Below are 21974 nucleotides of genomic sequence, written 5' to 3'. Positions count from 1 at the left end.
CAGCGAACGGCTACACCTGGACAGCGGATTTCGCTTTCGGTTCAGAAGGGTCACACTCCGGCCGTGAGTTACCGGGACTGGGGACGCGGGGATGGCAGCCCGCGCGAGCGCCAGCCGACCGCTCCGTGGGGTGAGCGCGCGGCGTCTCTTCCGGTTGATCCGTACGACGAGGACGGTCGCTACCGCACCTCCAGCCGGCGGCGGGCGTTGGACCGTGGTCAGGACGAACCTGTCGACGCCTACCTGCCCCGGTGGGCGTTGGAGTCGGGTGTTCGGCACGCTGACGGTGGCGGTCGCCACGCGGCACCGGACGAGGACGATTCCGAACGCGAGCCGGAGCGGCCGGGTTCCGGTGCCGGCCGGCGGTCGATCGAGTCGTCGGACAGCCGCCGATGGGGTGGTGAGACGAGTTGGCGGGAGCAGGCGGCGATCGGCGCGGCACCCGAGTCGGATCACACCCGCGAGTGGACCCTCGATCGCCCGCAGGAGCAGGGGTACGCCGGCCGTCGACGCGCGGACGCCGGGGAGGACGGGCCGATTTCCGGCGCTGTCCAGGACCGCCGTCCCCGCCGGGCGCCGGCTGGCCGTCCGCAGGTGATCTGGTCGGGCGGGGAGTTGGAGGCCACTCCGAGCGAACCGGAGCCGGACGTGAGCCGTCCCACCCGGCGTAGTCGTCGCGCGGCGGAGGAGTCGTGGTCCCGGCCAGCGGCTGACCCGTGGGCCCGTGGATCGGATCGGGTGGCTGATCCCGAACCGTCGTACCCGCCCGCGGTGGACCCGTGGGACGCCTCGGGGGTGCACGCGTGGCCGCCCGGGGCGGGTGTCGACAGCACGGATCTGAGCGAGCAGTGGTCGGCAGTGGAGAGCGTCGGTGGCTGGGAGCGGTCCGAACGCACCGGCCAGTGGGAGCGGTCCGCGATCGAGGACGACAAGTGGGACCGTACGCTGCCGCCGCGCTCCGACCGGGAGGTCGCTGCGCAGGGTTGGCCGGCCCGGGACGACGGGTTCTGGTCCGGCACGCGGCTGTCCGGCGATGATCCCCGGTGGACGGATCCGCTGCCGTCCGCGCCTCGCTCACCGGTGGTGGGTTACACGGCTCCGAGGCCGCGCAGCGCGGCTGTGCCACCGGTGGCTGTGCCGCGGCGTCGGGCGGACCGGCCGGCGGTCGGGGCGGCGTCGGTGCGTCAGCGGGTCGAGTCGGCGGCCACGGGTGCCTGGGCGCGCCGCCTTGAGGACGACCTGCTCGACCCGGATCCGGGTGGGCCGTTCCGGCCGTTGCTGTACACGGCGGCGTGTTACCTGACGCCGGCGGTGTTGATCTTCGTGTGGCTGTTGACGTTGGACAGTCAGGCGCCGGCTGGTTGTGTGACAGACATCAGCGGGGGCGGGTGCGACTCGCCCAGGTCCCGCGCGTTGGAGTCGCTGCTCGCGGGCTCGCCGCGCTTCGGGTTGGCGTTGGTGAGCAGTCTGGTGGTGGCGGCGCTGCTGCGTCGGGTGGGCACGACGTGGCGTTCGGCGACCATCGCGGTCGCCGCGGCGGTGGTGGGCGGCGGCCTGTCCACGGTGCTGATCAGCGTGGTGACCGGTCAGCCGATCGGGTGACCGGTCGAGGGGTCGGCGCGGGTACGCGAGCCGGACGACGTATGCACGAGGGCCCGCACCGATCGCTCGGTGCGGGCCCTCGTGGTGGTGTTGCGGACGTCAGCCCTGAAGGACGTTCAGGTTGAACGACGCGGTCACCTCGGGGTGAAGCTTGATCTTCACCGGGTAGCTGCCGGTCGACTTGATGTGACCGGGCACCTCCAGTCGGCGCCGGTCGAGGACCGGGCCGCTGGCCGCCTTGACGGCGTCGACGATCTCGGCCGGAGTGACCGAGCCGAAGAGCCGTCCGCCGTCGCCGGCGCGGACCTTCAGGTTGACCTTGAGACCCTCGAGCTGAGCCTTGACCTCGTTGGCGTGGTCGAGGTCGCGGATCTCGCGGGCCGAACGGGCCCGCTTGATGACCGTGACCTGCTTTTCCGCGCCCTTGGTCCAGGCGATCGCGAAGCCCTGCGGCAGCAGGTAGTTACGGCCGTAGCCGTCCTTGACCTCGACGACGTCGCCCGGGGCACCGAGGCCGGACACTTCCTGAGTCAGGATGATCTTCATATCGGTGCCTCCTCTCAGCGGGTGGTGGCCGTGTACGGCAGGAGCGCCATCTCACGGGCGTTCTTGACCGCACGGGCGATCTGGCGCTGCTGCTGCGAGGTCACGCCGGTCACCCGACGAGCGCGGATCTTGCCGCGATCGGAGATGAACTTGCGCAGCAGCGCGGTGTCCTTGTAATCGATGTAGGCGACCCCGTCCTTGTCGAGCGGGTTCACCTTCTTCTTCGGCTTGCGCAGTGCCGCAGCCTTGGCCGTTGCACGTGCTCCTGGTTTGCGATCGCGAGCGCTAGGCGCCATTAGAACGGTGGCTCCTCGTCAAAATTGGCGCCCGAACCAGCACGCGCGGGAGAGGGAGCGGCCGAAGCCCAGGGGTCGTCGAAGTTGCCTCCGCCGCCACCCTGGTTGCCACCGCCACCGCCACCGAAGCCGCCGCCACTGCCGCCGGAGCGGGACATCTTCTGCACCTTCGCCGTGGCGTAGCGCAGCGACGGGCCGATCTCGTCGACCTCAAGCTCGATGACTGTGCGCTTCTCACCCTCGCGGGTCTCGTAGGACCGCTGACGCAGCCGGCCCGACACGATCACCCGGGCGCCACGCTGCAGCGACTCGGCGACGTGCTCGGCGGCCTGCCGCCACACGGTGCATGCGAGGAACAGCGGCTCGCCGTCCTTCCACTCGTTCGACGCCTTGTCCATGAAGCGGGGCGTCGAAGCGACTCGGAACTTGGCGACCGCAGCCCCGGAGGGGGTGAACCGCAACTCGGGGTCATCGGTCAGATTGCCGATGACCGTGATGGTGGTGTCTCCTGCCATGACCATCTCCTCGCGCACTCAGCGTCTCGTCGTACAGGCTCCCAGAGCCCTCTGACAGAGTCGCGGAGGCTGATCCGGACGAACCGGGGGTTTGAAGGCTTAGCGCATTTCCGGTCGGATGACCTTGGTGCGCAGCACGGACTCGTTGAGTCGCAGTTGACGGTCCAGCTCGGCCACCGCAGCAGGCGTGGCCTGCAGGTCGACGACGGCGTAGATGCCCTCTGCCTTTTTGTTGATCTCGTACGCGAGGCGCCGGCGGCCCCACACGTCGGTCTTCTCAACCGAGCCACCCGCGGTCCGAATCACGTTCAGGTACGTGTCGAGCGACGGGGCGACGGTGCGTTCCTCGAGGCTGGGGTCGAGGATCACCATGATCTCGTAATGACGCAAGACGTGCTCACCTCCTGTGGGCTAAGCGGCCACGGTCCTTCCGTGGCAGGAGGTCTTGTGTCGCTGCCCGCACGTGCCGGGGGAACCCGACCGGACGCGGACAACCTGACCAGGATACCCGGTCCGGACGATCATGCCTGGGGTGGTCGGGCCATCGCGCGACCACGCCGACGGGGGCCCACCTTCCAACCGTCAACCGGTCGGTGGTGGACCCCCGTCTACGAGGCCGCGAGGCGTCTGGTCCGCATTCCTTGGGTGGGACCTGGGGAGGAACGACCACACCGATGAGGTTGGACCGAAGACGCCCCGCGGAGCTTTATCGTGTTGTTACCTGACGATACAACAGCACTCGTACCTTGTCGGGGGAAAAAGCACAAATTTCCGGGATTCTTCAGGTGTCGGAATCCGCCTCGCGAAGGGGGTCGCCCCGCCGCGCCGGGCCGCGCGGCGGAGGCAACCTCGCTGTCGGCCGTCGACCCGATCGCCGTGCGCGGCGCTCGCACCGCCGGCCGACCGGCAGTCGACGCCGGTTCAATCCCATCAACGACCGTCGGTCCGAGCGGTGACGTCAACGGGCCCCGACAGCGCCCCGACCGTCGCGGACGACGGTCAGGGCCGCGACGTAGGCTCGCTCACATGCGTATCGGAGCCCACGTCGATTCGACCGACCCGCTGGCGGAGGCGGCCGCCCGGTCCGCCGACACCGTGCAGTTCTTCCTCGCCGACCCGCAGGGGTGGAAGGCGCCCAAGCCTCGGGAAGACGCCGAGCGGCTACGCGCGGCCGAGGTCGACCTCTACGTGCACGCGCCGTACGTCATCAACGTGGCGACCCTCAACAACCGCATCCGGATCCCGAGCCGCAAGCTGCTGCTCGGCCATGCCAACGCCGCCGCCGCCATCGGCGCCAAGGGCGTGATCGTCCACGGCGGGCACGTGAACGCCGGAGACGACCTGGCCGTCGGCTTCGACAACTGGCGCAAGACCTTCGCGTACGCCGCCGACTCCGGTGGCTTCGGCGTGCCGGTCCTGATCGAGAACACCGCCGGGGGCGACAACGCCTGCGCCCGGCGACTGGACGCGCTCGCCCGGCTCTGGGACGCCATCGGCGACCACGAGGTCGGCTTCTGCCTGGACACCTGCCACGCGTACGCGGGTGGCGAGGAGTTGCTCGGGCTCGTCGACCGGGTCAAGGCGATCACCGGACGGATCGACCTGGTCCACGCCAACAACTCCAAGGGCGGGTTCAACTCCGGCCAGGACCGGCACGACAACCTGGACGGCGGAACGATCGACCCGGAACTGGTGGTGGCGGTGATCCGGGCGGCCGGGGCGCCGGTGGTCGTCGAGACGCCGGGAGGGGTGGCCGGTCAGGCCGCCGACATCGACTTCCTCCGGCAGCAGCTCGGGACGGAGCACCGGCCAGCATGACGACCGGACAACCCGGGACCGGTAAGACCCGGCCCGTTCCCGCCGGCCCGGATGCCGAACACCTACCCACCACGGGCAGCCCGGCCCGGCCGTCCAGCACCTCCGACGCCGGCCGGACGTCCGTCTCCGCCAAGACAACGACCGCTACGGGAAGCTCCGGGCAGCCCGTGCCGCCGACCGACGCCGCGAAGCCCGCCGCAGCGAGTAACGGTGGGCCCACGGCCGCCGGTCACGACGAGACCGATCCCGCGAAGAACAACACGGCAAAGGCCAGCAACACAGCCGAAGCCAGCGACCCCGCCGAAGCCGCCAACACGGCAAAGGCCAGCGACACGGCAGACGGCGAGGACACGGTCCGGGACGCCACCGGTACGGGCGACGCGACCACGGCGGACAACACCACGACCGGACCCGCCAAGACCGACGCGCCCACGGCTGACGACACCAAGACCGGGTTGGCGAGGACCTGGTTCGCCAAGGCGTGGTTCGCCAGGATCCGGTCCACCAAGGCGGACGACACCAAGGCCGGGACCGCCGAGGACGAGACGGCCAAGCGGAACAGCACCGAGTCCGGCTCCGCCAAGGTCGACAGCCCGGTCAAGGACGGCCGCCCGGTCGACGGCGACGGCACGAAGGTCGATGCCGCCAAGGGCGGCGCGACCACGGGCGGTGGCTCCGCCGAGAGCGCGAAGGCGGGCCAGGCGCAGACCGACGGCGAGACGAAGCCGGTCGATCCGGATCGTTGGGCTGCGTTCGCTTCCGCTCCGGAGCCGAAGCCGTCGATCGTGAGCCGGGCCGGCCGGGCCGTCGGGCGGTTCCTGATCCACGAGTGGACACTGGCCGCACTGGGCTCCCTGGCACTGGCCGTGCTGATGACCTGGCCGACGCTGCGCTACCCGCGCTACACACTCCCGCAGGACTACTGGGATCCGAGCCTGCAGGCCTGGCAGATGGCCTGGTCGGGGCACATCCTGCTGACCGACCCGGCGCACCTGTGGCAGTCCAACACGTTCTTCCCCGAGCTGTGGAGCTTCGCGTTCTCCGACACCCTGCTCGGGTACGCCCCGGCGGGGATGCTCGGCAGCGGCCCCGCGGACGCGATCCTGCGTTACAACATCATGTTCGTGTTGGCACACGCGCTCGCCACGTTCGGGGCGTACGCCCTGGCTCGACAGCTCGGTGCCGGTCGGATCGGTGCCGCCGTCGCAGGTGTCACCTACACCTACGCGCCGTGGTTGCTGTCCCAGGCCGGTCACCTGCACGTGCTCTCCAACGGCGGGATCCCGCTGGCGTTGGCGATGTTGGCGCGCGGGCACGGTTGGTCACTGCGGCACGGTTACCGGCCCGAGCAGCGGCACGACGGTTGGGTCTACGCCGGTTGGCTGGTGGCGGCCTGGCAGCTCAGTCTCGGCTTCGGCATCGGGCTGCCGTTCGCGTACTTCCTGGGCGGCGCGGTGCTTGTCGCCGTCGTCCTCTTCTACGTGCGGCGGCTGCGCACCCGCCAGGCCGTGCCCTTCGGCCGCCGGTTGTTCATCGCGGACGTGCTCGGCGGGCTGTTGTTCGCCGGTGTGGGGGCGCTGCTGGCGGTCCCGTTCTTCCGGGTCACCGAGCTGCACCCGTACGCCGAGCGCACCATCGACGACGTCAGTGTCTTCTCGCCGCCGGCGTCGGGTTTCGTGACGGCACCCGCCGAGTCGTGGATCTGGGGTGGACTGCACGAGGGTGCCCGGGCGGCGCTGCCGTGGCACCCGGAGATGACCCTGTTGCCGGGCTACGTGCTCTACGCGCTCGCCCTGGGTGGGTTGTTCTTCTCGGTCTGGCGGCGGCGGCACCGACTGCTGCTGCTCGCCGGGGTGCTGGTGACGATGGCCTTCGCGATGGGCACCCGTTTCTTCGACGGCACCTTCACCTACGTGCCGCTGTTCGAGCACGTGCCGGGCTGGAACGGGCTGCGTACCCCTGGTCGGTTGATGTTGTGGACCACGTTGTTGCTGGGCTTGCTCGCGGCAGGAGCGGTCACGGCGCTCACCGACCGGGTCCGCGAGCTGACCGCGCAGCGGATCCCGTCGTGGCCGGGCCCGTGGCTGCGGATGGCCACGCTGCTGCCGCTGCTGCTGGTGACCGTCGAAGGCCTGAACAGCACCCCGCACCCGGTGGTGCCGACGCAGCCGGCCGCGCTGCGCGCGGCCGAGGGGCCGCTGCTGGTGCTGCCGAGCAGCCAGAACCTGGACCAGCACGTGATGCTCTGGTCGACAAGCGGGTTTCCCGATGTGGTCAACGGCGGCAGTGGCTTCACCCCCCGTCAGCTCGACGACGTCCGCCGGGTGAGCCAGTCGTTCCCCAACCAGACAAGCGTCGACTACCTGCGCACGCTCGGCGTCCGGACGGTGGTGCTGCTACGCGACCGGGTGCCCGGCACGCCGTGGGAGATCACCATCGACGCGCCGGTCGAGTCGCTCGGCATCACCCGGCAGGAGGTCGGGAACGCCGTCGTCTACCGGCTCTGACGCGGGCGCACGGGATCACGTGGTGGGGGCGGGTTCGGGTTCGGGTTCGTTGGTCGCCGCTGGGCGGCGCCAGCGCTCCAGCCAGGGCGCGTCCGGTGCGCCGTCGAGCACCCCGCCGTCCGGATCGTCCGGGTAGGTGGACCGCACCGCGTCCTGCTCGGGGTGCAGGATCTCCCGGATGACAAACACGCAGAGCACCACGACGGTGGTCAGCCGCAGTGTCGAGGCCAGCACGAACACCCCCTCCGGGAAGACCGGGCGGCTGGTCGCCGCGCCGAGCAGCTCACCGTAGAAGGCGACGAAGTAGCAGACCTCGGCGATCTGCCAGGCCAGGAAGGCCCCCCACTTGGGCCGGGCCAGCACCACGAGCGGCAGGAGCCAGAGCACGAACTGCTGCGACCAGACCTTGCTGAAGATGAGGAACGCCGCGACCACCAGGAAGGCGAGCTGCCCCAGCCGGGGTCGGCGCGGTGCGCGCAGCGCCAGCACGGCCACCCCGAGGCAGGCCAGCCCGAACAGCGCGTACGACAGGGTGTTGAGGGCGGGGATGTTGGCGTTCAGCCACTCGAACGGGCCGAGCTGGCCGGGGTCGTTGCCGACCTTGCCGTCCAGGTAGCGCCCGATGTACCAGAGCGTGCCCCAGTCGATCGGCCGGGTGGTGTTCAGCTCGAAGAACCGGTCCCAGTTGTCCGGGTAGGCCCGTGCGGCGGGCAGGTTCACAAGCACCACAGCGGCTACCGCCGTGCCGACGGCGGTGAGCGCGGCGCGGACCCGGTTGGCTCGCAGTCCGAGTACGAGGATCGGCCCGAGCAGGAACAACGGCCACAGCTTCGCCGCGCCGGCCAGCCCGAGCAGCACGCCGGCGACCGCCGGTCGTTTTCGGGCCCAGGCCAGCAGGCCGAAGGCGGCCAGCCCGATGGCCAGCAGGTCCCAGTTGACGGTGGCGGTGAGCACCAGCGCGGGGGCGAGTGCGAACAGCGCGGCGTCCCAGGGTCGTCGGCGGCGCAGGGCCAGGATCACCGCCACCGTGGCCACCGCGAGCGCGCCCAGCACCAGCGCGTTGAGGTTGTAGAACCACTGGCCCTGGTTGATGCTCGGGTCGTCGGCACCGACGGCGTGCACCGGCAGGCCCAGCGCGCCCATGAAGTAGCCGGTCAACACCGGGTACTCGACCGGGTGGTCGCGGTAGGGCACCTTGCCCTCGTTGAGCCCTTCGGCGTAGTACAGGGCGAGCACGTCGGTGTAGCAGAACCGGGTGTACTGCACGTTGTTCTGCCAGGCACCGTCCTGACAGGGCGACTTCTGCACCCAGTGCAGCGCGAGGGTGAGGCAGGCCAGCGCCAGCACGATCCGGACGGCGGTCCAGAAGCGCCGTTCCTGGCCGGCCGGCCGGTCGAGCGCTGTCGCGTGGTCGCCCAGTGGGCCGCCGATCGCGCCGGAGAGGCCGCGGACGAACCCGTCGGAGCGGGACGGGTGGTCGGTGGTTCCGGCGTCGTCGATGCCGGGCGTCGACTGGGTGCTCATGAGAAGGCATCCTGCCGTATGACGGGGGTACCCGTCCCGTCCCGACGCCGAGAGATCTGGGTACGGAAACGCCGCCGCCGGCCGAACAGATCGTCCGGCCGGCGGCGGCGTGTGCGGAACTGCGGATCAGTCCTGGTTAGGCGGTAGACCGGGCAGCAGCCCGCCGCCGCCACCACCACCGCCACCGCCTGGCCCACCGGGCCCACCAGGATTACCGCCCGGGTTGCCACCAGGATTGCCGCCCGGGTTACCGCCGGGGTTACCGCCCGGGACCGTGCAGAACGGATCGGTGAGCGGGTCGCAGCCCGGTTGACCCGGTTGACCCGGCTGGCCCGGCAGACCGGGCAGGCCGGGCAGGCCCGGGATGGTCGGGGGCGGCTCCTTGCCGTTGCCCTTCGTGACGTCACCCTCGCCGGTGACGCTTGGCAGCGGGATCTCCTCCTGGCCCTTGAGGGCGGCGTTCATGAACTTCTCCCAGATCGGGCCGGGGAGCGTCGAACCGCCGATGTCCTTGCCGCCGGTGAGCCGGATCTCCGGCCTCTTCGGGTCGCGGCTGCCCACCCACACCGCTGTGGCGTTCTGCGGGGTGTACCCGACCGTCCAGGCGTGCGAGTTGTCGTCGTCGTCGTACTCCCAGGTGCCGGTCTTGGCGGCGGCCTGACGGCCGTTTTCGAGCGAGATGTTGTTGGGGCGCGGGATCTGCTTCAGGACACCGGTGACCTCATCGGTGATCTTCTTGGGGATCCGCTGCTCCGAATTGATGCGCTCGCTGCCGACGACCTTCCACTTACCGGATTCCTTGTCCTGCTTCTCCACCTTGAAGACGAAGTGGGCCTTGATGTACTTGCCGTCGTTGGCGAAGGTTGCCATGGCGTTGGCGTGGTCGAACACCGTGATCGGGTACTTGCCGAAGGCTGTGTAGTTGTCGAACGGGTTCGGCCCCTTCTTCGACAGGTCGAAGGCCTGCGGCGGGTCGACGCCCCACATGGTGGTCACGCCCGCCTTCCGGGCCATGTCCACGATCTTGTCGGCGCCGATCGTGTCGGCGACCCAGTAGAACGGCACGTTGTACGACTGGACCGTCGACTCTTCGAGGGTGCAGTACTTGCCGCACTTGAGGTTGGTGCGGTTGGCGTTGCCGATCGGGTCCTTGGATCCCTTGGGCTTGTACGGCGTGGGATCCCAGTGCGACTTGACCGAGATGCCCGCCTCGATCGCCGCGGCCAGGCTGTACACCTTCATCGACGAGCCCGGCTGGTGTCCACCGGTCAGGTCGCCGTTCTTGTCGGTGTTCTTGCCTGCATAGTCGAAGTCGGCCCCGCTGTCACCGCCGTAGTAGGCGAGCACCCGGCCCTTCGACGGGTCGATCGACACCACCGCCGCCATCAGGTTCGATGGCTCGCCGTACAGCTCGGAGCCCTTCTTCGACTGCATCGCCGTGTTCTCGGCGGCGGTCTGCAGCTTCGGGTCGATGGTGGTGGTGATCCGGTAGCCGTCGTCGCGCAGCGCGTCCACGCAGCTCTTCTTGCCCTCCGCACCGTTATCGGAGCAGAGGCCCATCGCGTCCATCTCCTCACGGACGTAGTTGATGACGTTGCCCCGTGGGCTGTCGACACCGAACCCGTTTCCGCCCTTCTTCGGCGGCAGCACCTTGGGGTACTCGGTCGGCGCGGCGGGCTGCCCGGGGGCGTCCACCCAGCCTTCCTTCTTCATGCCGCCGATCACGTATTCCCACCGGGTCTTGGCGTCCGGCAGGTTGACCGCGGGGTCGAAACCCCTGTGGGTCTCGCTCGGCTGCGGCTGCTTGATGACCGCCGCGAGCACCGCGCCCTCGGCCACGGACAGGTCCTTCGCCGACTTGCCGAAGTACGTCTGCGCCGCGGCCTCGATGCCGTAGGCACCGCGTCCGAAGTAGATGACGTTCAGGTAGTGCTGCATGATCTCCGGCTTGCTGTACGTGTCGTTCAGCTTGGAGGCGAGGATCGCCTCCTTCACCTTCCGGCCGTACGTGTCGTCCTGGAGATTCTCGAACGCGTTGCGGGCGTACTGCTGGGTGATCGTCGAGGCACCCTGCTTGTCGCCGCCGGAGATGTTGTTCCATCCGGCCCGGACGATGCCCTTGTAGTCGACGCCGGAGTGCCGGTAGAAGTTGCGGTCCTCGGCTGCCGCCACCGCGTGCTGCACGTGCTCCGGAATCTGGCCGATCGTGACGAAGGTGCGGTTCTCGCTGCCCAGCTTGGCCAACTGGGTCTTGCCGTCCTTGGCGTACACGGTGGTGGACAGCGGCAGCGGCAACTCGTTCGGCATGACCACGTTCGTCGAGTAGTAGGTGAACCCGACCACGCCGACACCGGCCAGCATGATGAAGACAGCGACCCCGGCGATGAGTATGTTCATCCGCTTGCGCTTCTTCGACCGGGCCGCGCCCGCGCCGCCCGCACCACGACCGCCTCGACCCGGGCCGTTGGGCCCGCCCGGTCCACCCGGTCCACCGGAAACCGGTGAGACGCTCGCTCGGGCGACAGCGGCCCGGCCACCCACCGACGCGGAGCCCACGCTGGCTCGACCCGCCGAGGCGGCACCGACAGCGGCGGCACCGACGGTGGCCCGACCGGCGGGCGCTCCGGGTGCCGGGGACACCGGCACCGAGGCCCGTCCGGCACCGGCGCGGCCGGAGGCCACTCCGGGTGCCGGCGACACCGGAACCGAGGCACGCCCTGTTCGGCCCGGGGTGGCCGAGCCCACCGAGGCCGATCCGGCCGCCGGGCCCACCGAGGCGGATCCGGCTGCCGAGCCGCCGCGTGGCGGCACCGAGGCCGACCCGCCCACCGAGGCCCGCCCACCGGCGGCCCGCGGCGTCACCGAGGCGCGGCCCGGGGTCGCCGCTCCGCCCTCCGAGGCCGACCAGCCATTTCCGCGGGAGTCACCGCCGGGTCGGCGGTACGCGTCGTCCGCGCCCGCCCCGGAGTCGCCCGCCGGACCCGGGTACTGGGCCCGGCCGCGCGCAGAACTGGGATCGCCGTACGAGTTCATTCCTCACACCCTGCCGGTCGCGGTGGGGCGCGGCTGCGCCGCCACCGGGTTGCCGTGAGTTGCTTCACCCGGGACAGCGGCACGGGGGTGCCGCCTCACCGAGGTCAATGCTGTATCAATCGGGCCAATCGGACCATCGAGTGGTCGTCCGTCCCGGGTGTTGTCGATGGCCCCGGGGCCGGTCCAACCAGCTGCGATCACCGTTGCGCCTCTCGCCTCCGCCGACCTGCACCTTCGGCGGCCGCCACCTGCTGCTCGCCGGTGCCGTCGCTGTCGCCGGTCAGACCGTCCCGGCCGAGCAGGTACTGCTCGACGAGATGATTCCAGTCGCAGCCGAGGCACACCTCCACCACGAAGACCTGGAACTCACGCAGCGTCATCGCCAGGACGGGCAACTCGGTAAGTGTCCGCGCCTGCCCGGCGGACTGCTTGAGCTCGTCGCCGTAAATGTAGTGGACGAGGGTCAGGTTTTCACTGCGGCAGATCGGGCAGCGCCGGTCGGTCGGCTCTCCGTGGAACCGAGCGGCGTTCTTCAGGTACGGCGACGCGTCGCAGACGTCGTACGTGCCGACCCGGCCGGCCAGGAGCTCACGCAGCACTGCTCGCTTCTGAAGCGAGTAGTCGACGACCTGGCGCTGCGTACGCATGCGGAGAAGGGTACGCGGTCCGGCCCGACCAGGCGACCATGCTCACGATCCGTGACGACAGCGTCTCGAATCCGGGGGTTTGCCCTGGCCGGTGCAACCCGCTAACGTGCGATGTATCGGTCCGATACATCGCGGCGGTTACTACTTCACGCCGGAGGGGAAAGAGAGGGTGGCCAGTGCTCGAGTTCGCCATCCTCGGCCTCCTGCAGGAGTCTCCGATGCATGGCTACGAGCTGCGCAAGGAGTTGACCGCCAAACTCGGCGCGATCCGGGCGGCGATCAGCTACGGCTCGCTCTACCCGACCCTACGCAGGCTGCAGGCGGCGGGTTGGATCACCGAGGCTGCTGAGACGCCCGCCACTGCCGAGGAGGTTCCCGCGCTGACCAGCCGACGAGGTCGGGTGGTCTACAAAATCACCGCCGAGGGCAAGGAACGCTTCGCCCAGCTGATCGCACAGGCCGGACCCGAGACGTACGACGACACGGGCTTCGGGGTGCACTTCGCGTTCTTCGCCCGGACCGACCAGGCGACCCGACTGCGCATTCTGGAGGGTCGCCGCCGCAAGATCGAGGAACGTCGCGAAGGGCTTCGTGACGTGCTGGGCCGGGCAGCCGAGCGCCTCGACGCTTACACCTTGGAACTACAGCGCCACGGTCTTGACGCCTGTGAGCGCGAGGTCCGCTGGCTGGAGGAGCTCATCGCCAACGAGCGCTCCGGCCGAGCCCCGACGGTCCCGCACACCGGGACGGCCGGCGGCCGACGAGAAGACAACAGCCCGCCTCCGCCTGGAGAGACCAGGAATGAGCGGCCGTGACAGAAAAGAAGGAGGCAGACGCTATGGGCTCCGTCCGCGTCGCCATCGTCGGTGTGGGTAACTGCGCCTCGTCCCTGGTTCAGGGCGTCGAGTACTACCGGAATGCCGACCCGAACGACCGCGTCCCGGGTCTCATGCACGTCGCCTTCGGCGACTACCACGTCAACTCCGTCGAGTTCGTCGCGGCGTTCGACGTGGACGCCAAGAAGGTGGGCATGGACCTCGCGGAGGCGATCGTCGCCAGCGAGAACAACACAATCAAGCTCTGCGACGTGCCGCCTACCGGCATCACCGTGCAGCGCGGTCCGACCTTCGACGGTCTGGGCCAGTACTACCGCGAGATCGTCGAGGAGTCCGACGCCACCCCCGTCGACGTGGCGCAGGCGCTGCGTGACGCGCAGGTCGACGTCGTCGTCTGCTACCTCCCGGTCGGCTCCGAGCAGGCCGCCAAGTTCTACGCCCAGGCCGCGATCGACGCCGGCTGCGCGTTCGTCAACGCCCTGCCGGTCTTCATCGCCTCCGACCCGGAGTGGGCCCAGAAGTTCACCGACGCCGGCCTGCCGATCGTCGGTGACGACATCAAGAGCCAGGTCGGCGCCACCATCGTGCACCGCGCGCTGGCGAAGCTCTTCGAGGACCGCGGCGTCGAGCTGCTGCGCACGTACCAGCTCAACTTCGGCGGCAACATGGACTTCATGAACATGCTGGAGCGCAAGCGGCTGGTCTCGAAGAAGATCTCGAAGACCCAGTCGGTCACCTCGCAGATCCCGCACGAGATGAGCAAGAGCGACGTGCACATCGGCCCGTCGGACCACGTGCCGTGGCTGGACGACCGCAAGTGGGCGTACATCCGCCTGGAGGGCCGCTCGTTCGGTGACACCCCGCTGAACGCCGAGCTCAAGCTCGAGGTGTGGGACTCGCCGAACTCGGCCGGCGTCATCATCGACGCGGTCCGGGCTGCGAAGATCGCGCTGGACCGGAAGATCGGCGGCCCGATCCTGTCGGCCTCGTCGTACTTCATGAAGTCCCCGCCGGTGCAGTACGCCGACCACGACGCCCACCAGGCCGTCGAGGAGTTCATCGCCGGCGAGGTCGAGCGCTGACCCGCTGAGCGGCAAGCACGGCCGAGGGCCGGGTCCGAACGGACCCGGCCCTCGCCGCGTTCGGTGCCTCGCCGTCCGGTACGGCGATCGAGCTACTTCCAGCTCGGCGTGCTCTGCTTGGCCTTGGCCGCCCGCTCCGCCTTGCGCTCGGCCTGCGACTTGGCGGTGCGCCCCGCCGCGTTCACGGAGTACGGCAGGATGCCCGGGTTGACCGCGCCGTAGCCGATCACGAACGCCGTGACGTCGAGGACGACGTGCGTGGTCTGCAGCGCGTAGATGGAGATGTAGTCGGCGTCCCACCCGATGCCCGACATGAACGCGTTCGAGTAGACCTGGGTGGCCTCGTAGTTCAGCGACGCGAAGGCCGGCGGACGCGGGGTGTTGTACGGGAAGATCTGCAGGAAGCCCGCGGACACCGCGGACGTCGCGGTGACGATGCCGAAGAGCGCGTCACCGTAGTGGACGAAGTCGTCCAGCCGGACGTGGATCGTCTGACCGCCCCGCAGCCGGCCGGCCGAGTCCAGGGTGGTCGCCGAAGCGTTCGTGATCCGGACCCGCCGCGCCGCCTCACGGGTGTCGATGACCCGCTGCGGCACGATCGACACGATCTGGTTCGAGTTGCCGGTGGTGTGCACGTAGTCGGTGATGGAGGTGGAGCCGCTCTGGACGGAGACCACCTGGAAGTTGCCGTACTTGTCCACGCCCATCGAGCCGACCGGCGCTTGTTCGCTCAGCAGGTCACCGATGGGAGTCAGCATCAGCGGCGGGCCGGCGAACTCGACGCCGTCGCTCGCCTGGACGTTCGTGTTCGCCAGCCGCAGGGTCGGCCCGTTGGCCGGGTTGACGAGCGCGGTGGTGCCACCACCGGTGACGAAGTTGCTGGCGGCCTGGACCACCGGCTGACCCGGGTCGGCCTGGGCCGGGCCGGCGACGGCGGCACCGACAACTGTGGTGCCGGCGACACCGGCGGCGACAGTGCCCGCGCGGCGCAGCAGCTGGCGCCGGTCGACGGTCTTGTCCTGGTTTTCGGTCATGAGTACCCCCGCGAAAGTGGAAATGACGCCCGATCATGACCGTTACGGGACCGTATCCACATCGACCGGTCGGTTGATAGTCAAGGTTCTTTCCGGCGCGCACGGCCGACCGCGACAGGTCAGGACCAGGCGTGCCGCAGCGCGACAGCGGCCTCCAGCTCCAGCAGCTTGACCTTGCGCGGCAGACCCCCGCCGAAGCCGACAAGTTTGCCGCCCGCGCCGACGATCCGATGACACGGCACGATCACCGGCACCGGATTGCGGTTGCAGGCCACGCCCACCGCCCGCGCTGCCCCGGCATCGCCGACCCGCCGTGCCACCTCCCCGTACGTGAGCGTCTCGCCGTACGGGATGCGCGTCATCTCCCGCCACACGGCCCGCTCGAAGTCCGAACCGCGCGGCATCGAGACCGGAACGGTGAACGCTGTCAGCTCGCCGGCGAAGTAGGCCCGCAGCTCGGCGACGGCCTGCCGGGACAGCGCGAGGTCGGGTTGCTCGGTGGCAGCCTCGACCCGGCCGAAACGGGTGCCACACACGCTCGCGTCATCGGTGCCGACGGAGAACTCGCCGATCGGTGAGTCGAGCACTGTCCAACGCATCGCACCATTCTCCCCGACCGGGGCGACGCCGTGCGGACGCCGTCGACGACCGGCGGCCAGCCGCGTTGCGTGACGTCGATACCGTGCAGGTCGTGGCAACGGGGACGCTCATTTTTCTCATCATCGGCGGGGCGGGCATCGGGGTGCTCGCGCTCGCGCTGCTCGGCACCGAACTGTTCCAGTTCGCGCACGCCGACGTGGACGGACCGATCTCGGTCGAGACGGTTTCCGGTTTCGCCGGGGCGTTCGGCTTCGGCGGGGCCATCGTGAACGAGCTGCTCGGAGCGCGTACCCCCGCAATGATCGTCGGTGCGGCGGCCGGTGGGGTGCTCGCGGCAGTGCCCACCGGGTGGTTGGCGTCCCGGCTGAGCCGCGCGGCACGGAACATGCGCACCGATCCCACCCCCACCCGCGACGACCTGGTCGGCGCGCTCGGCCTGGTGGTCACCCCGGTGCCGGTCGACGGCTACGGCGAGGTGCGGGTACGCCTCGCCGGCCAACCGGTCAAGCTCAGCGCCCGCGCGGACCAGCCAATACCGATCGGCACCCAGGTCTTCGTCGTGCAGGCGCTCAGTGAGACAAGCGTGCACGTCGAGACCTACTGATCTCCTTCTCCTCCTCGTAGACGGGACTTCCTATATGGCCCTGCTCATCGCCATCGGTGGCGCGGTTCTCCTCGCGCTCATCCTGGTGCTCTTCGTGCTCTCCCGGATCAAGGTGGCCGGGCCGAACGAGGCGTTCATCGTGACCGGCCGCAAGGGCCGCACCACGCAGACCGCCGACGGTGGCCGGTCGACGGACAACTCCGGGCAGAAGGTAGTGCTGGGCGCCTCGGTGTTCGTGCTGCCGGTGGTGCAGAAGCTCCAGTCGCTCGACCTGTCCAGCCGCCGGATCGACGTCGGCATCCGGGGCGCGGTGAGTAAGCAGGGCATTCGCGCCGACCTGCACGGTGTGGCGATCGTCAAGGTCGGCGGCACCGAGGACGCGATCCGGGCCGCCGCCCAGCGGTTCCTGCACCAGCAGGACGAGATCGACAACTTCACCCGGGAGGTGCTGGCCGGCGCGCTGCGGTCGATCGTCGGCCGGCTCACCGTCGAGGAGGTCATCCGGGACCGGGCGGCGTTCGCCAGCGCGGTCGCCGAGGAGGCCGAGCACTCGATGACCAACCAGGGTCTGGTGCTCGACACGTTCCAGCTCCAGGACATCCTCGCGGAAGGCTCCTACCTGCAGGACCTGGGTCGGCCGGAGGCCGCCCGGGTGCTCAAGGACGCGGCGATCGCCGAGGCGCGGGCCCGGCAGCAGGCCGAGCAGGAGCGACTGCTCGCCGAGGAGGCAATCGCCGAGGCGAACCGGAACCTGGCCCTCAAGCAGGCCGGTATCCAGGCCGAGATCGACGCGGCGAAGGCGAAGTCGGCTGCCGCCGGGCCGCTCGCCCAGGCGGAGCGGGACCAGGCAATCCTCTCCGAGCAGCAGAAGGTCGCCGAGCGCAACGCCGAGCTCAAGCAGCGTCAGCTGGACACCGAGGTGCGCAAGCCCGCCGACGCGGCCCGGTACAAGGTGGAGCAGGAGGCCGAGGCGTCCCGCAACGCGGCGGTGCTGCACGCGGACGCGCAGCGACAGTCGGTGATCGCCGCCGCGCAGGCCTCCGCCGAGCAGGCGCGACTCACCGGTGAGGGCGAGCGGGCCCGACGTGCCGCGCTGGCCGAGGCCAACGCGATCGAGGGCGCCAAGGAGGGTGAGGCCGAGCAGCGCCGCCGTTCCGCCATCGCCGAGGCGGTGGAGCGGGAGGGTCAGGCCGAGGCTGCGGCCATCCTGGCCAAGGGTGAGGCCGAGGCGGACGCGATGGCGCGCAAGGCCGAGGCGTTCGCCGCGTACGGCGAGGCGGCGGTGTTGGACCTGCTGGTCAAGGTGCTGCCGCAGGTGGTGGAGGCGGCCAGCGCGCCGATCGGGGCGATCGACAAGATGACTGTCATCTCGACCGACGGCGCGTCGTCACTCACCAAGTCGGTGGCCGGCAACGTGGCCCAGGGGCTCCAGCTCGGCAGCGACCTGACCGGCATCGACCTGGCCGGTCTGCTCGCGCGGCTCGGCTCCGCGTCGACGCCGGGCGGGAACGGCTCATCGGCCGGTAAGGGCGCGTCAGTGGACGGGACGGCCGTCGAGACCCGCTGACGGTGAACGTCGACGGGCGCCGCTCCCGGTTCCGGGGGGGTGGCGCCCGTCAGATCCACTCGGGTTCCTGAAAACCGGGGTGTCCTGGCAACCGGGACACCCCGGTTTCCGGGAAAACGAGTCGATCAAGGCCAGGGCTGCGGAGCTAGTCGATCAGGCCCTCGGCGCGCGCCCATCGCAGCAGCTCCACCTCGGCGGCGTCGCGGTCCAGCGGACCGTGCTCCAGGCGCTGCTCCTTGAGGTGCTTCCAGGCCCGCCCGACGACCGGCCCCGGCGGTACGCCGAGCAACTCCATGATCGCGTTGCCGTCCAGGTCGGGGCGGACGCGGGCCAGGTCCTCCTCGGCCGCGATCCGGGCGATCCGCTCCTCCAGCGCGTCGTAGTCCGCCGCGAGCTGGGCGGCCTTGCGCCGGTTACGGGTCGTGCAGTCCGAGCGGGTCAGCTTGTGCAGCCGAGGCAGCAGGTCACCGGCATCGGCGACGTAGCGACGCACCGCCGAGTCGGTCCACTCGCCCCGCCCGTACCCGTAGAAGCGCAGGTGCAGCGCGACAAGCGCGGTCACCTGCGCGGTGACGTCCTTCGGGTACCGCATCGCCTTCATCCGGGCCTTGGTCAGCCGGGCGCCGACCACCTCGTGGTGGTGGAAGCTGACCCGGCCGTCGGACCCGACCGCCTTCGTGGCCGGCTTGCCCACGTCGTGCAGGAGGGCGGCCATCCGCAGGACGAAGTCGCAGCCCTCCTCCTCGTAGGAGACCGCGTTCTCGACGACCGTCAGGGTGTGCTCGTAGACGTCCTTGTGTTGCGCGTGCTCGTCGATCTCCAGCTTCAGCCCGGTCAGCTCCGGCAGGAACCGCTCGGCCAGGCCGGTGTCGACGAGCAACCGCAGCCCGGTGATCGGGTCCGCGCCGCAGAGCAGCTTGGTGAACTCGTCCCGGATCCGCTCGGCGGTGATCCGGTCCAGGTCGGCGGCCATCTCGCTCATCGCCCGGTGCACGTCCGGGTGCACGGCGAAGCGCAACTGGGCGGCGAACCGGGCGGCCCGCAGCATCCGCAACGGGTCATCGCCGAACGACTCACCCGGGGTGCTCGGAGTGCGGATCATCTTGGCCGAGAGGTCGGCCAGCCCGCCGTGCGGGTCGGTGAACCGGTGCTCCGGCAGGCTGACCGCCATCGCGTTGATCGTGAAGTCGCGCCGCTTGAGGTCCTCGTCGAGGCTGGTGCCGTACACCACCACCGGGTTGCGGCTGACCTGGTCGTACGACTCGGCACGGAAGGTGGTGATCTCCAGCCGGAGGCCGTCACGCTGCGCGCCGATGGTGCCGAACTCGCGACCGGTCTCCCAGATCGACTCGGCCCAGCCCTTGAGGATCCGCAGCGTCTCGTCGGGGTGCGCGTCGGTGCAGAAGTCGAGGTCGTCACCGAGCCGGCCGAGCAGGGCGTCCCGCACCGAACCGCCCACCAGGTGCAGCTCGTGACCGGCGCGGACGAAGCGGCGGCCCAACTCGTCGGCGACCGGGGAGACCCGGAGCAGTTCGGCGACGGCGTTGCGCTGCGCGGCGGTGAGTTCGCGGCGGTCGGCGGCGTGTGGAGCGGAGGCTTCGGACATGGGATCGCCAGCTTATCGGGCCGGGGTGTGATCCGATCCGCCGGGCGCGGGTATCGGGCGGGGGTTGACTATGGTCTGTGACGTGCGGGTCGGTGTCCGGCTCGACGTACCCCTGGGAGGCTGGAGATGAGCGGCGGGCTCTACCGCAGCGCCAACGCCACGCCGGACGGTAACGTGCCGCCGGCTGACGGGGCGGTCTTCATCTCCGCGGAGCCGCTGAACCAGCCCGGGGTGGAGGCCACGGCACCGCCGCCGGAGGTCGTCGGCGAGACCAGCGCCGCCGCCAACAGCGCGGTCATGGCGATCGGCAGCCTGGTCAGCCGGGGCACCGGCTTCATCCGGAACCTGATGATCGGTGCCGCCCTCGGCAACCTGATCGGCAACGCCTACACGACCGCGATCTTCCTCCCCAACCAGGTGTACGAGTTCCTGCTCGGCGGGGTGCTCACAAGCGTGCTGATCCCGGTGCTGGTCCGTCGACGCAAGAGTGACCCGGACCGGGGCGAGGCGTACGCCCAGCGGCTGCTCAGCCTGGCGGTGCTGGCGCTGGCCGTCGCGGCCCTGATCGCCGTGGCGTCGGCGTCCTGGCTGACCGCCATCTACGCCAGCGGCAAGGACGAGGCCTACACCAGCCTGATCACCCGCCTGTCGTGGCTGATCCTGCCGATGCTGTTCTTCACCGGCGTCAGCGCGTTGATCGCCGCGGTGCTGAACACGCGGGGTCACTTCGCCGCGCCGATGTGGGCGCCCATCCTCAACAACCTCGTGGTGATCGGCGTCTTCGGTCTCTACATCCTGGTCTACGGGGCGAAGGGGCTACAGCCGGCGGACATGGACGCCGGCCGGATCCTGCTTGTCGGTGGCGGCACCCTGCTCGGCGTGGCGGTGCAGACCGCCGGGCTGCTGCCGGCGTTGCGCAAGGTCGGCTTCCGGTGGCGGTGGCGGTTCGACTTCCGCGAGCTGGGTCTGCGCGAGCTGGCCCAGCTCGGCGCATGGATGTTCTGCTACGTGGCGGTCAACCAGCTCGGTCTCTTCGTGGTGGTCAACCTCCTCACCCGGGCCGCGGGCACGGACCAGGCCGGCATCCTCATCTACAACAACGTCTTCCTGTTACTGATGATGGCGCACGGCATCATCGCCGTCTCGATCATCACCGCGCTGATGCCCCGGATGGCCGCCGCGGCGGCGGACGGGCGGTTCCACGACGTCACCGCCGACCTTTCCCGGGGTGTCCGGATGGTGACAGCGGTGCTCGCGCCGATCGCTGTCTGCTACGCCGTGCTGTCCACCCCGATCTCGGTGGTGGTCTTCCGGTACGGAGCGTTCACCGCCGAGAACGCGACGGCGACGTCCACGGTTCTGCTTGCCGCCGCGCTGGCCCTGGTGCCGTTCGCGATCAGTCAGCTCTTCACCTTCGCGTTCTACGCGCTGCCGGACACCCGCACCCCGGCACTGATCAACATCCCGGTGGTGGCGCTGCGGGTCGGCGTACAGATCGTGCTCTTCGCCGCGTTCGCCGCGCAGTTCGCGGCGGCCGGGATGATGATCGGCAACGCGGTCTCCTACCTGGCCGCGGCGATTGCCTCGGCCTGGCTGCTGCGGCCCCGGGTCGGCCGGATCGGGCTGGGCGCCATCATGCGCACCCTCGGCCGGGTCGTGGTCGCCGCACTCGGCGCGGCGCTGATCGGCTGGCTGGTGATCGCCCTGCTGCCCGGCGGCGACCGACCGAGTTGGATCGCGGCGGCCGTCCAACTCGTCATCGGTGGCGCGGTGATCGGCGGGAGCTACCTGGGCCTGGCCATGCTGTTGCGGATCGGCGAGATCACCGAGGTGGTCGGCATGGTCCGCCGCCGCCTCGGTCGCTGAGCGTCGGCGCTCGTTCACAAGAAGTTCGCACCCACACGGAACGTGACAACGGATCACCAGGCTGGGGACACAGCTGTGGATAAGTCCGCGATTCGCCGGTCAACCACCGCATTGGCCTGTGGATAACCAACCGTACGGCTGAGCGTGGCACGCCGTTCGGCGGGAACAGGCACTGTCGCGGGAGCGCCACACCAGCCCAGCCCCGGCGTCGGTCACTTGCGGTGAAGCCGTAGATTAGCTAGTACATGTGCCAGCAACGTGGCTGACAACGGTCGTAACCGGACGAGTTCT

19 protein-coding genes are annotated in these 21974 nt (G+C 70.0%); 9 read left to right on the top strand and 10 right to left on the bottom strand.

Going from position 1 to position 21974, the window contains the following annotated elements; all coding sequences use genetic code 11:
• Nucleotides 1-63 precede the first annotated feature (63 nt).
• On the top strand, nucleotides 64-1602 hold the full coding sequence (locus tag AB0B86_RS07335; RefSeq protein WP_357411250.1) for a hypothetical protein: 1539 nt from the start codon (nucleotides 64-66) through the stop codon (nucleotides 1600-1602).
• A 99-nt stretch (nucleotides 1603-1701) separates the two neighbouring features.
• Here AB0B86_RS07335 and rplI read toward each other — a convergent pair whose 3' ends face one another.
• The 4 genes from rplI to rpsF form a co-directional block, all read right to left on the bottom strand.
• A complete protein-coding gene (gene rplI / locus AB0B86_RS07330; protein ID WP_357411252.1) occupies nucleotides 1702-2148 on the bottom strand; it encodes a 50S ribosomal protein L9 in 447 nt (148 codons plus the stop codon).
• A gap of 14 nt (nucleotides 2149-2162) precedes the next feature.
• A complete protein-coding gene (gene rpsR / locus AB0B86_RS07325; protein WP_357411254.1) occupies nucleotides 2163-2444 on the bottom strand; it encodes a 30S ribosomal protein S18 in 282 nt (93 codons plus the stop codon).
• A complete protein-coding gene (locus tag AB0B86_RS07320) occupies nucleotides 2444-2977 on the bottom strand; it encodes a single-stranded DNA-binding protein (RefSeq protein WP_357411256.1) in 534 nt (177 codons plus the stop codon). Before AB0B86_RS07320 ends, rpsR begins: the two co-directional genes overlap by 1 nt.
• A gap of 81 nt (nucleotides 2978-3058) precedes the next feature.
• Complete coding sequence (gene rpsF / locus AB0B86_RS07315) at nucleotides 3059-3349, bottom strand: 30S ribosomal protein S6 (protein WP_007073791.1); 291 nt, start codon at nucleotides 3347-3349, stop codon at nucleotides 3059-3061.
• Between the two features lie 636 nt (nucleotides 3350-3985).
• Between rpsF and AB0B86_RS07310 the strand changes: the two genes are divergently transcribed.
• Both AB0B86_RS07310 and AB0B86_RS07305 read left to right on the top strand, forming a co-directional pair.
• Entirely contained in the window at nucleotides 3986-4777 is a 792-nt protein-coding gene (locus AB0B86_RS07310; protein WP_357411259.1) for a deoxyribonuclease IV, read from the top strand.
• Nucleotides 4774-7284, top strand: a complete 2511-nt coding sequence (locus AB0B86_RS07305) for a hypothetical protein (RefSeq protein ID WP_357411261.1) — start codon at nucleotides 4774-4776, stop codon at nucleotides 7282-7284. Before AB0B86_RS07310 ends, AB0B86_RS07305 begins: the two co-directional genes overlap by 4 nt.
• Nucleotides 7285-7299: 15 nt before the next feature.
• Here the strand turns inward: AB0B86_RS07305 and AB0B86_RS07300 are convergent, their stop codons facing one another.
• Complete coding sequence (locus AB0B86_RS07300; protein WP_357411263.1) at nucleotides 7300-8808, bottom strand: glycosyltransferase 87 family protein; 1509 nt, start codon at nucleotides 8806-8808, stop codon at nucleotides 7300-7302.
• Between the two features lie 126 nt (nucleotides 8809-8934).
• Nucleotides 8935-11205, bottom strand: coding sequence for a transglycosylase domain-containing protein (locus AB0B86_RS07295; RefSeq protein ID WP_357416563.1), 2271 nt, complete (start codon nucleotides 11203-11205; stop codon nucleotides 8935-8937).
• On the opposite strand from AB0B86_RS07295, the gene AB0B86_RS07290 reads away from it, so the two are divergent.
• Nucleotides 11192-11899, top strand: a complete 708-nt coding sequence (locus AB0B86_RS07290) for a hypothetical protein (protein ID WP_357411267.1) — start codon at nucleotides 11192-11194, stop codon at nucleotides 11897-11899. The two genes, AB0B86_RS07295 and AB0B86_RS07290, sit on opposite strands and share 14 nt — an antisense overlap.
• A gap of 139 nt (nucleotides 11900-12038) precedes the next feature.
• Here the strand turns inward: AB0B86_RS07290 and AB0B86_RS07285 are convergent, their stop codons facing one another.
• Nucleotides 12039-12488: a DUF5318 domain-containing protein gene (locus tag AB0B86_RS07285; protein ID WP_357411269.1), complete on the bottom strand. Its 450-nt coding sequence runs from the start codon at nucleotides 12486-12488 to the stop codon at nucleotides 12039-12041.
• Between the two features lie 176 nt (nucleotides 12489-12664).
• On the opposite strand from AB0B86_RS07285, the gene AB0B86_RS07280 reads away from it, so the two are divergent.
• Both AB0B86_RS07280 and AB0B86_RS07275 read left to right on the top strand, forming a co-directional pair.
• Nucleotides 12665-13303, top strand: a complete 639-nt coding sequence (locus AB0B86_RS07280; protein WP_357411271.1) for a PadR family transcriptional regulator — start codon at nucleotides 12665-12667, stop codon at nucleotides 13301-13303.
• A 23-nt stretch (nucleotides 13304-13326) separates the two neighbouring features.
• Nucleotides 13327-14406 carry an inositol-3-phosphate synthase gene (locus AB0B86_RS07275; protein ID WP_357411274.1) on the top strand — a complete coding sequence of 360 codons (1080 nt, stop codon included), beginning with the start codon at nucleotides 13327-13329 and terminating at the stop codon, nucleotides 14404-14406.
• A gap of 92 nt (nucleotides 14407-14498) precedes the next feature.
• Here AB0B86_RS07275 and AB0B86_RS07270 read toward each other — a convergent pair whose 3' ends face one another.
• A complete protein-coding gene (locus AB0B86_RS07270; protein ID WP_357411275.1) occupies nucleotides 14499-15440 on the bottom strand; it encodes a hypothetical protein in 942 nt (313 codons plus the stop codon).
• 119 nt (nucleotides 15441-15559) lie between these two features.
• Nucleotides 15560-16039 (bottom strand): methylated-DNA--[protein]-cysteine S-methyltransferase, encoded by a 480-nt coding sequence (locus AB0B86_RS07265; RefSeq protein WP_357411278.1) that lies wholly within the window; start codon nucleotides 16037-16039, stop codon nucleotides 15560-15562.
• A gap of 83 nt (nucleotides 16040-16122) precedes the next feature.
• Here AB0B86_RS07265 and AB0B86_RS07260 point away from each other — a divergent pair, with 83 nt between their 5' ends.
• Nucleotides 16123-16644 carry a hypothetical protein gene (locus AB0B86_RS07260; RefSeq protein ID WP_357411279.1) on the top strand — a complete coding sequence of 174 codons (522 nt, stop codon included), beginning with the start codon at nucleotides 16123-16125 and terminating at the stop codon, nucleotides 16642-16644.
• Nucleotides 16645-16678: 34 nt separating this feature from the next.
• Entirely contained in the window at nucleotides 16679-18211 is a 1533-nt protein-coding gene (locus tag AB0B86_RS07255; RefSeq protein WP_357416559.1) for an SPFH domain-containing protein, read from the top strand.
• 145 nt (nucleotides 18212-18356) lie between these two features.
• Here AB0B86_RS07255 and AB0B86_RS07250 read toward each other — a convergent pair whose 3' ends face one another.
• Nucleotides 18357-19817, bottom strand: coding sequence for a CCA tRNA nucleotidyltransferase (locus AB0B86_RS07250; protein ID WP_357411283.1), 1461 nt, complete (start codon nucleotides 19815-19817; stop codon nucleotides 18357-18359).
• A 126-nt stretch (nucleotides 19818-19943) separates the two neighbouring features.
• On the opposite strand from AB0B86_RS07250, the gene murJ reads away from it, so the two are divergent.
• Nucleotides 19944-21683, top strand: coding sequence for a murein biosynthesis integral membrane protein MurJ (gene murJ / locus AB0B86_RS07245; protein WP_357411285.1), 1740 nt, complete (start codon nucleotides 19944-19946; stop codon nucleotides 21681-21683).
• Nucleotides 21684-21974: the final 291 nt, after the last annotated feature.

This window comes from Micromonospora sp. NPDC049047 (assembly GCF_040649135.1).
Taxonomy (GTDB): domain Bacteria; phylum Actinomycetota; class Actinomycetes; order Mycobacteriales; family Micromonosporaceae; genus Micromonospora.
This window is presented reverse-complemented; position numbering and strand designations above follow the sequence as displayed.

Bases quoted from the DNA above. Each gene is read 5' to 3' on its own strand.
- AB0B86_RS07250 (WP_357411283.1), bottom strand. From the start codon at position 19,817: ATGTCCGAAGCCTCCGCTCCACACGCCGCCGACCGCCGCGAACTCACC.
- AB0B86_RS07300 (WP_357411263.1), bottom strand. From the start codon at position 8,808: ATGAGCACCCAGTCGACGCCCGGCATCGACGACGCCGGAACCACCGAC.
- AB0B86_RS07285 (WP_357411269.1), bottom strand. From the start codon at position 12,488: ATGCGTACGCAGCGCCAGGTCGTCGACTACTCGCTTCAGAAGCGAGCA.
- AB0B86_RS07310 (WP_357411259.1), top strand. From the start codon at position 3,986: ATGCGTATCGGAGCCCACGTCGATTCGACCGACCCGCTGGCGGAGGCG.
- rpsR (WP_357411254.1), bottom strand. From the start codon at position 2,444: ATGGCGCCTAGCGCTCGCGATCGCAAACCAGGAGCACGTGCAACGGCC.
- AB0B86_RS07270 (WP_357411275.1), bottom strand. From the start codon at position 15,440: ATGACCGAAAACCAGGACAAGACCGTCGACCGGCGCCAGCTGCTGCGC.
- rplI (WP_357411252.1), bottom strand. From the start codon at position 2,148: ATGAAGATCATCCTGACTCAGGAAGTGTCCGGCCTCGGTGCCCCGGGC.
- murJ (WP_357411285.1), top strand. From the start codon at position 19,944: ATGAGCGGCGGGCTCTACCGCAGCGCCAACGCCACGCCGGACGGTAAC.
- AB0B86_RS07295 (WP_357416563.1), bottom strand. From the start codon at position 11,205: ATGAACATACTCATCGCCGGGGTCGCTGTCTTCATCATGCTGGCCGGT.
- AB0B86_RS07265 (WP_357411278.1), bottom strand. From the start codon at position 16,039: ATGCGTTGGACAGTGCTCGACTCACCGATCGGCGAGTTCTCCGTCGGC.
- AB0B86_RS07305 (WP_357411261.1), top strand. From the start codon at position 4,774: ATGACGACCGGACAACCCGGGACCGGTAAGACCCGGCCCGTTCCCGCC.
- AB0B86_RS07275 (WP_357411274.1), top strand. From the start codon at position 13,327: ATGGGCTCCGTCCGCGTCGCCATCGTCGGTGTGGGTAACTGCGCCTCG.
- AB0B86_RS07290 (WP_357411267.1), top strand. From the start codon at position 11,192: ATGAGTATGTTCATCCGCTTGCGCTTCTTCGACCGGGCCGCGCCCGCG.
- AB0B86_RS07255 (WP_357416559.1), top strand. From the start codon at position 16,679: ATGGCCCTGCTCATCGCCATCGGTGGCGCGGTTCTCCTCGCGCTCATC.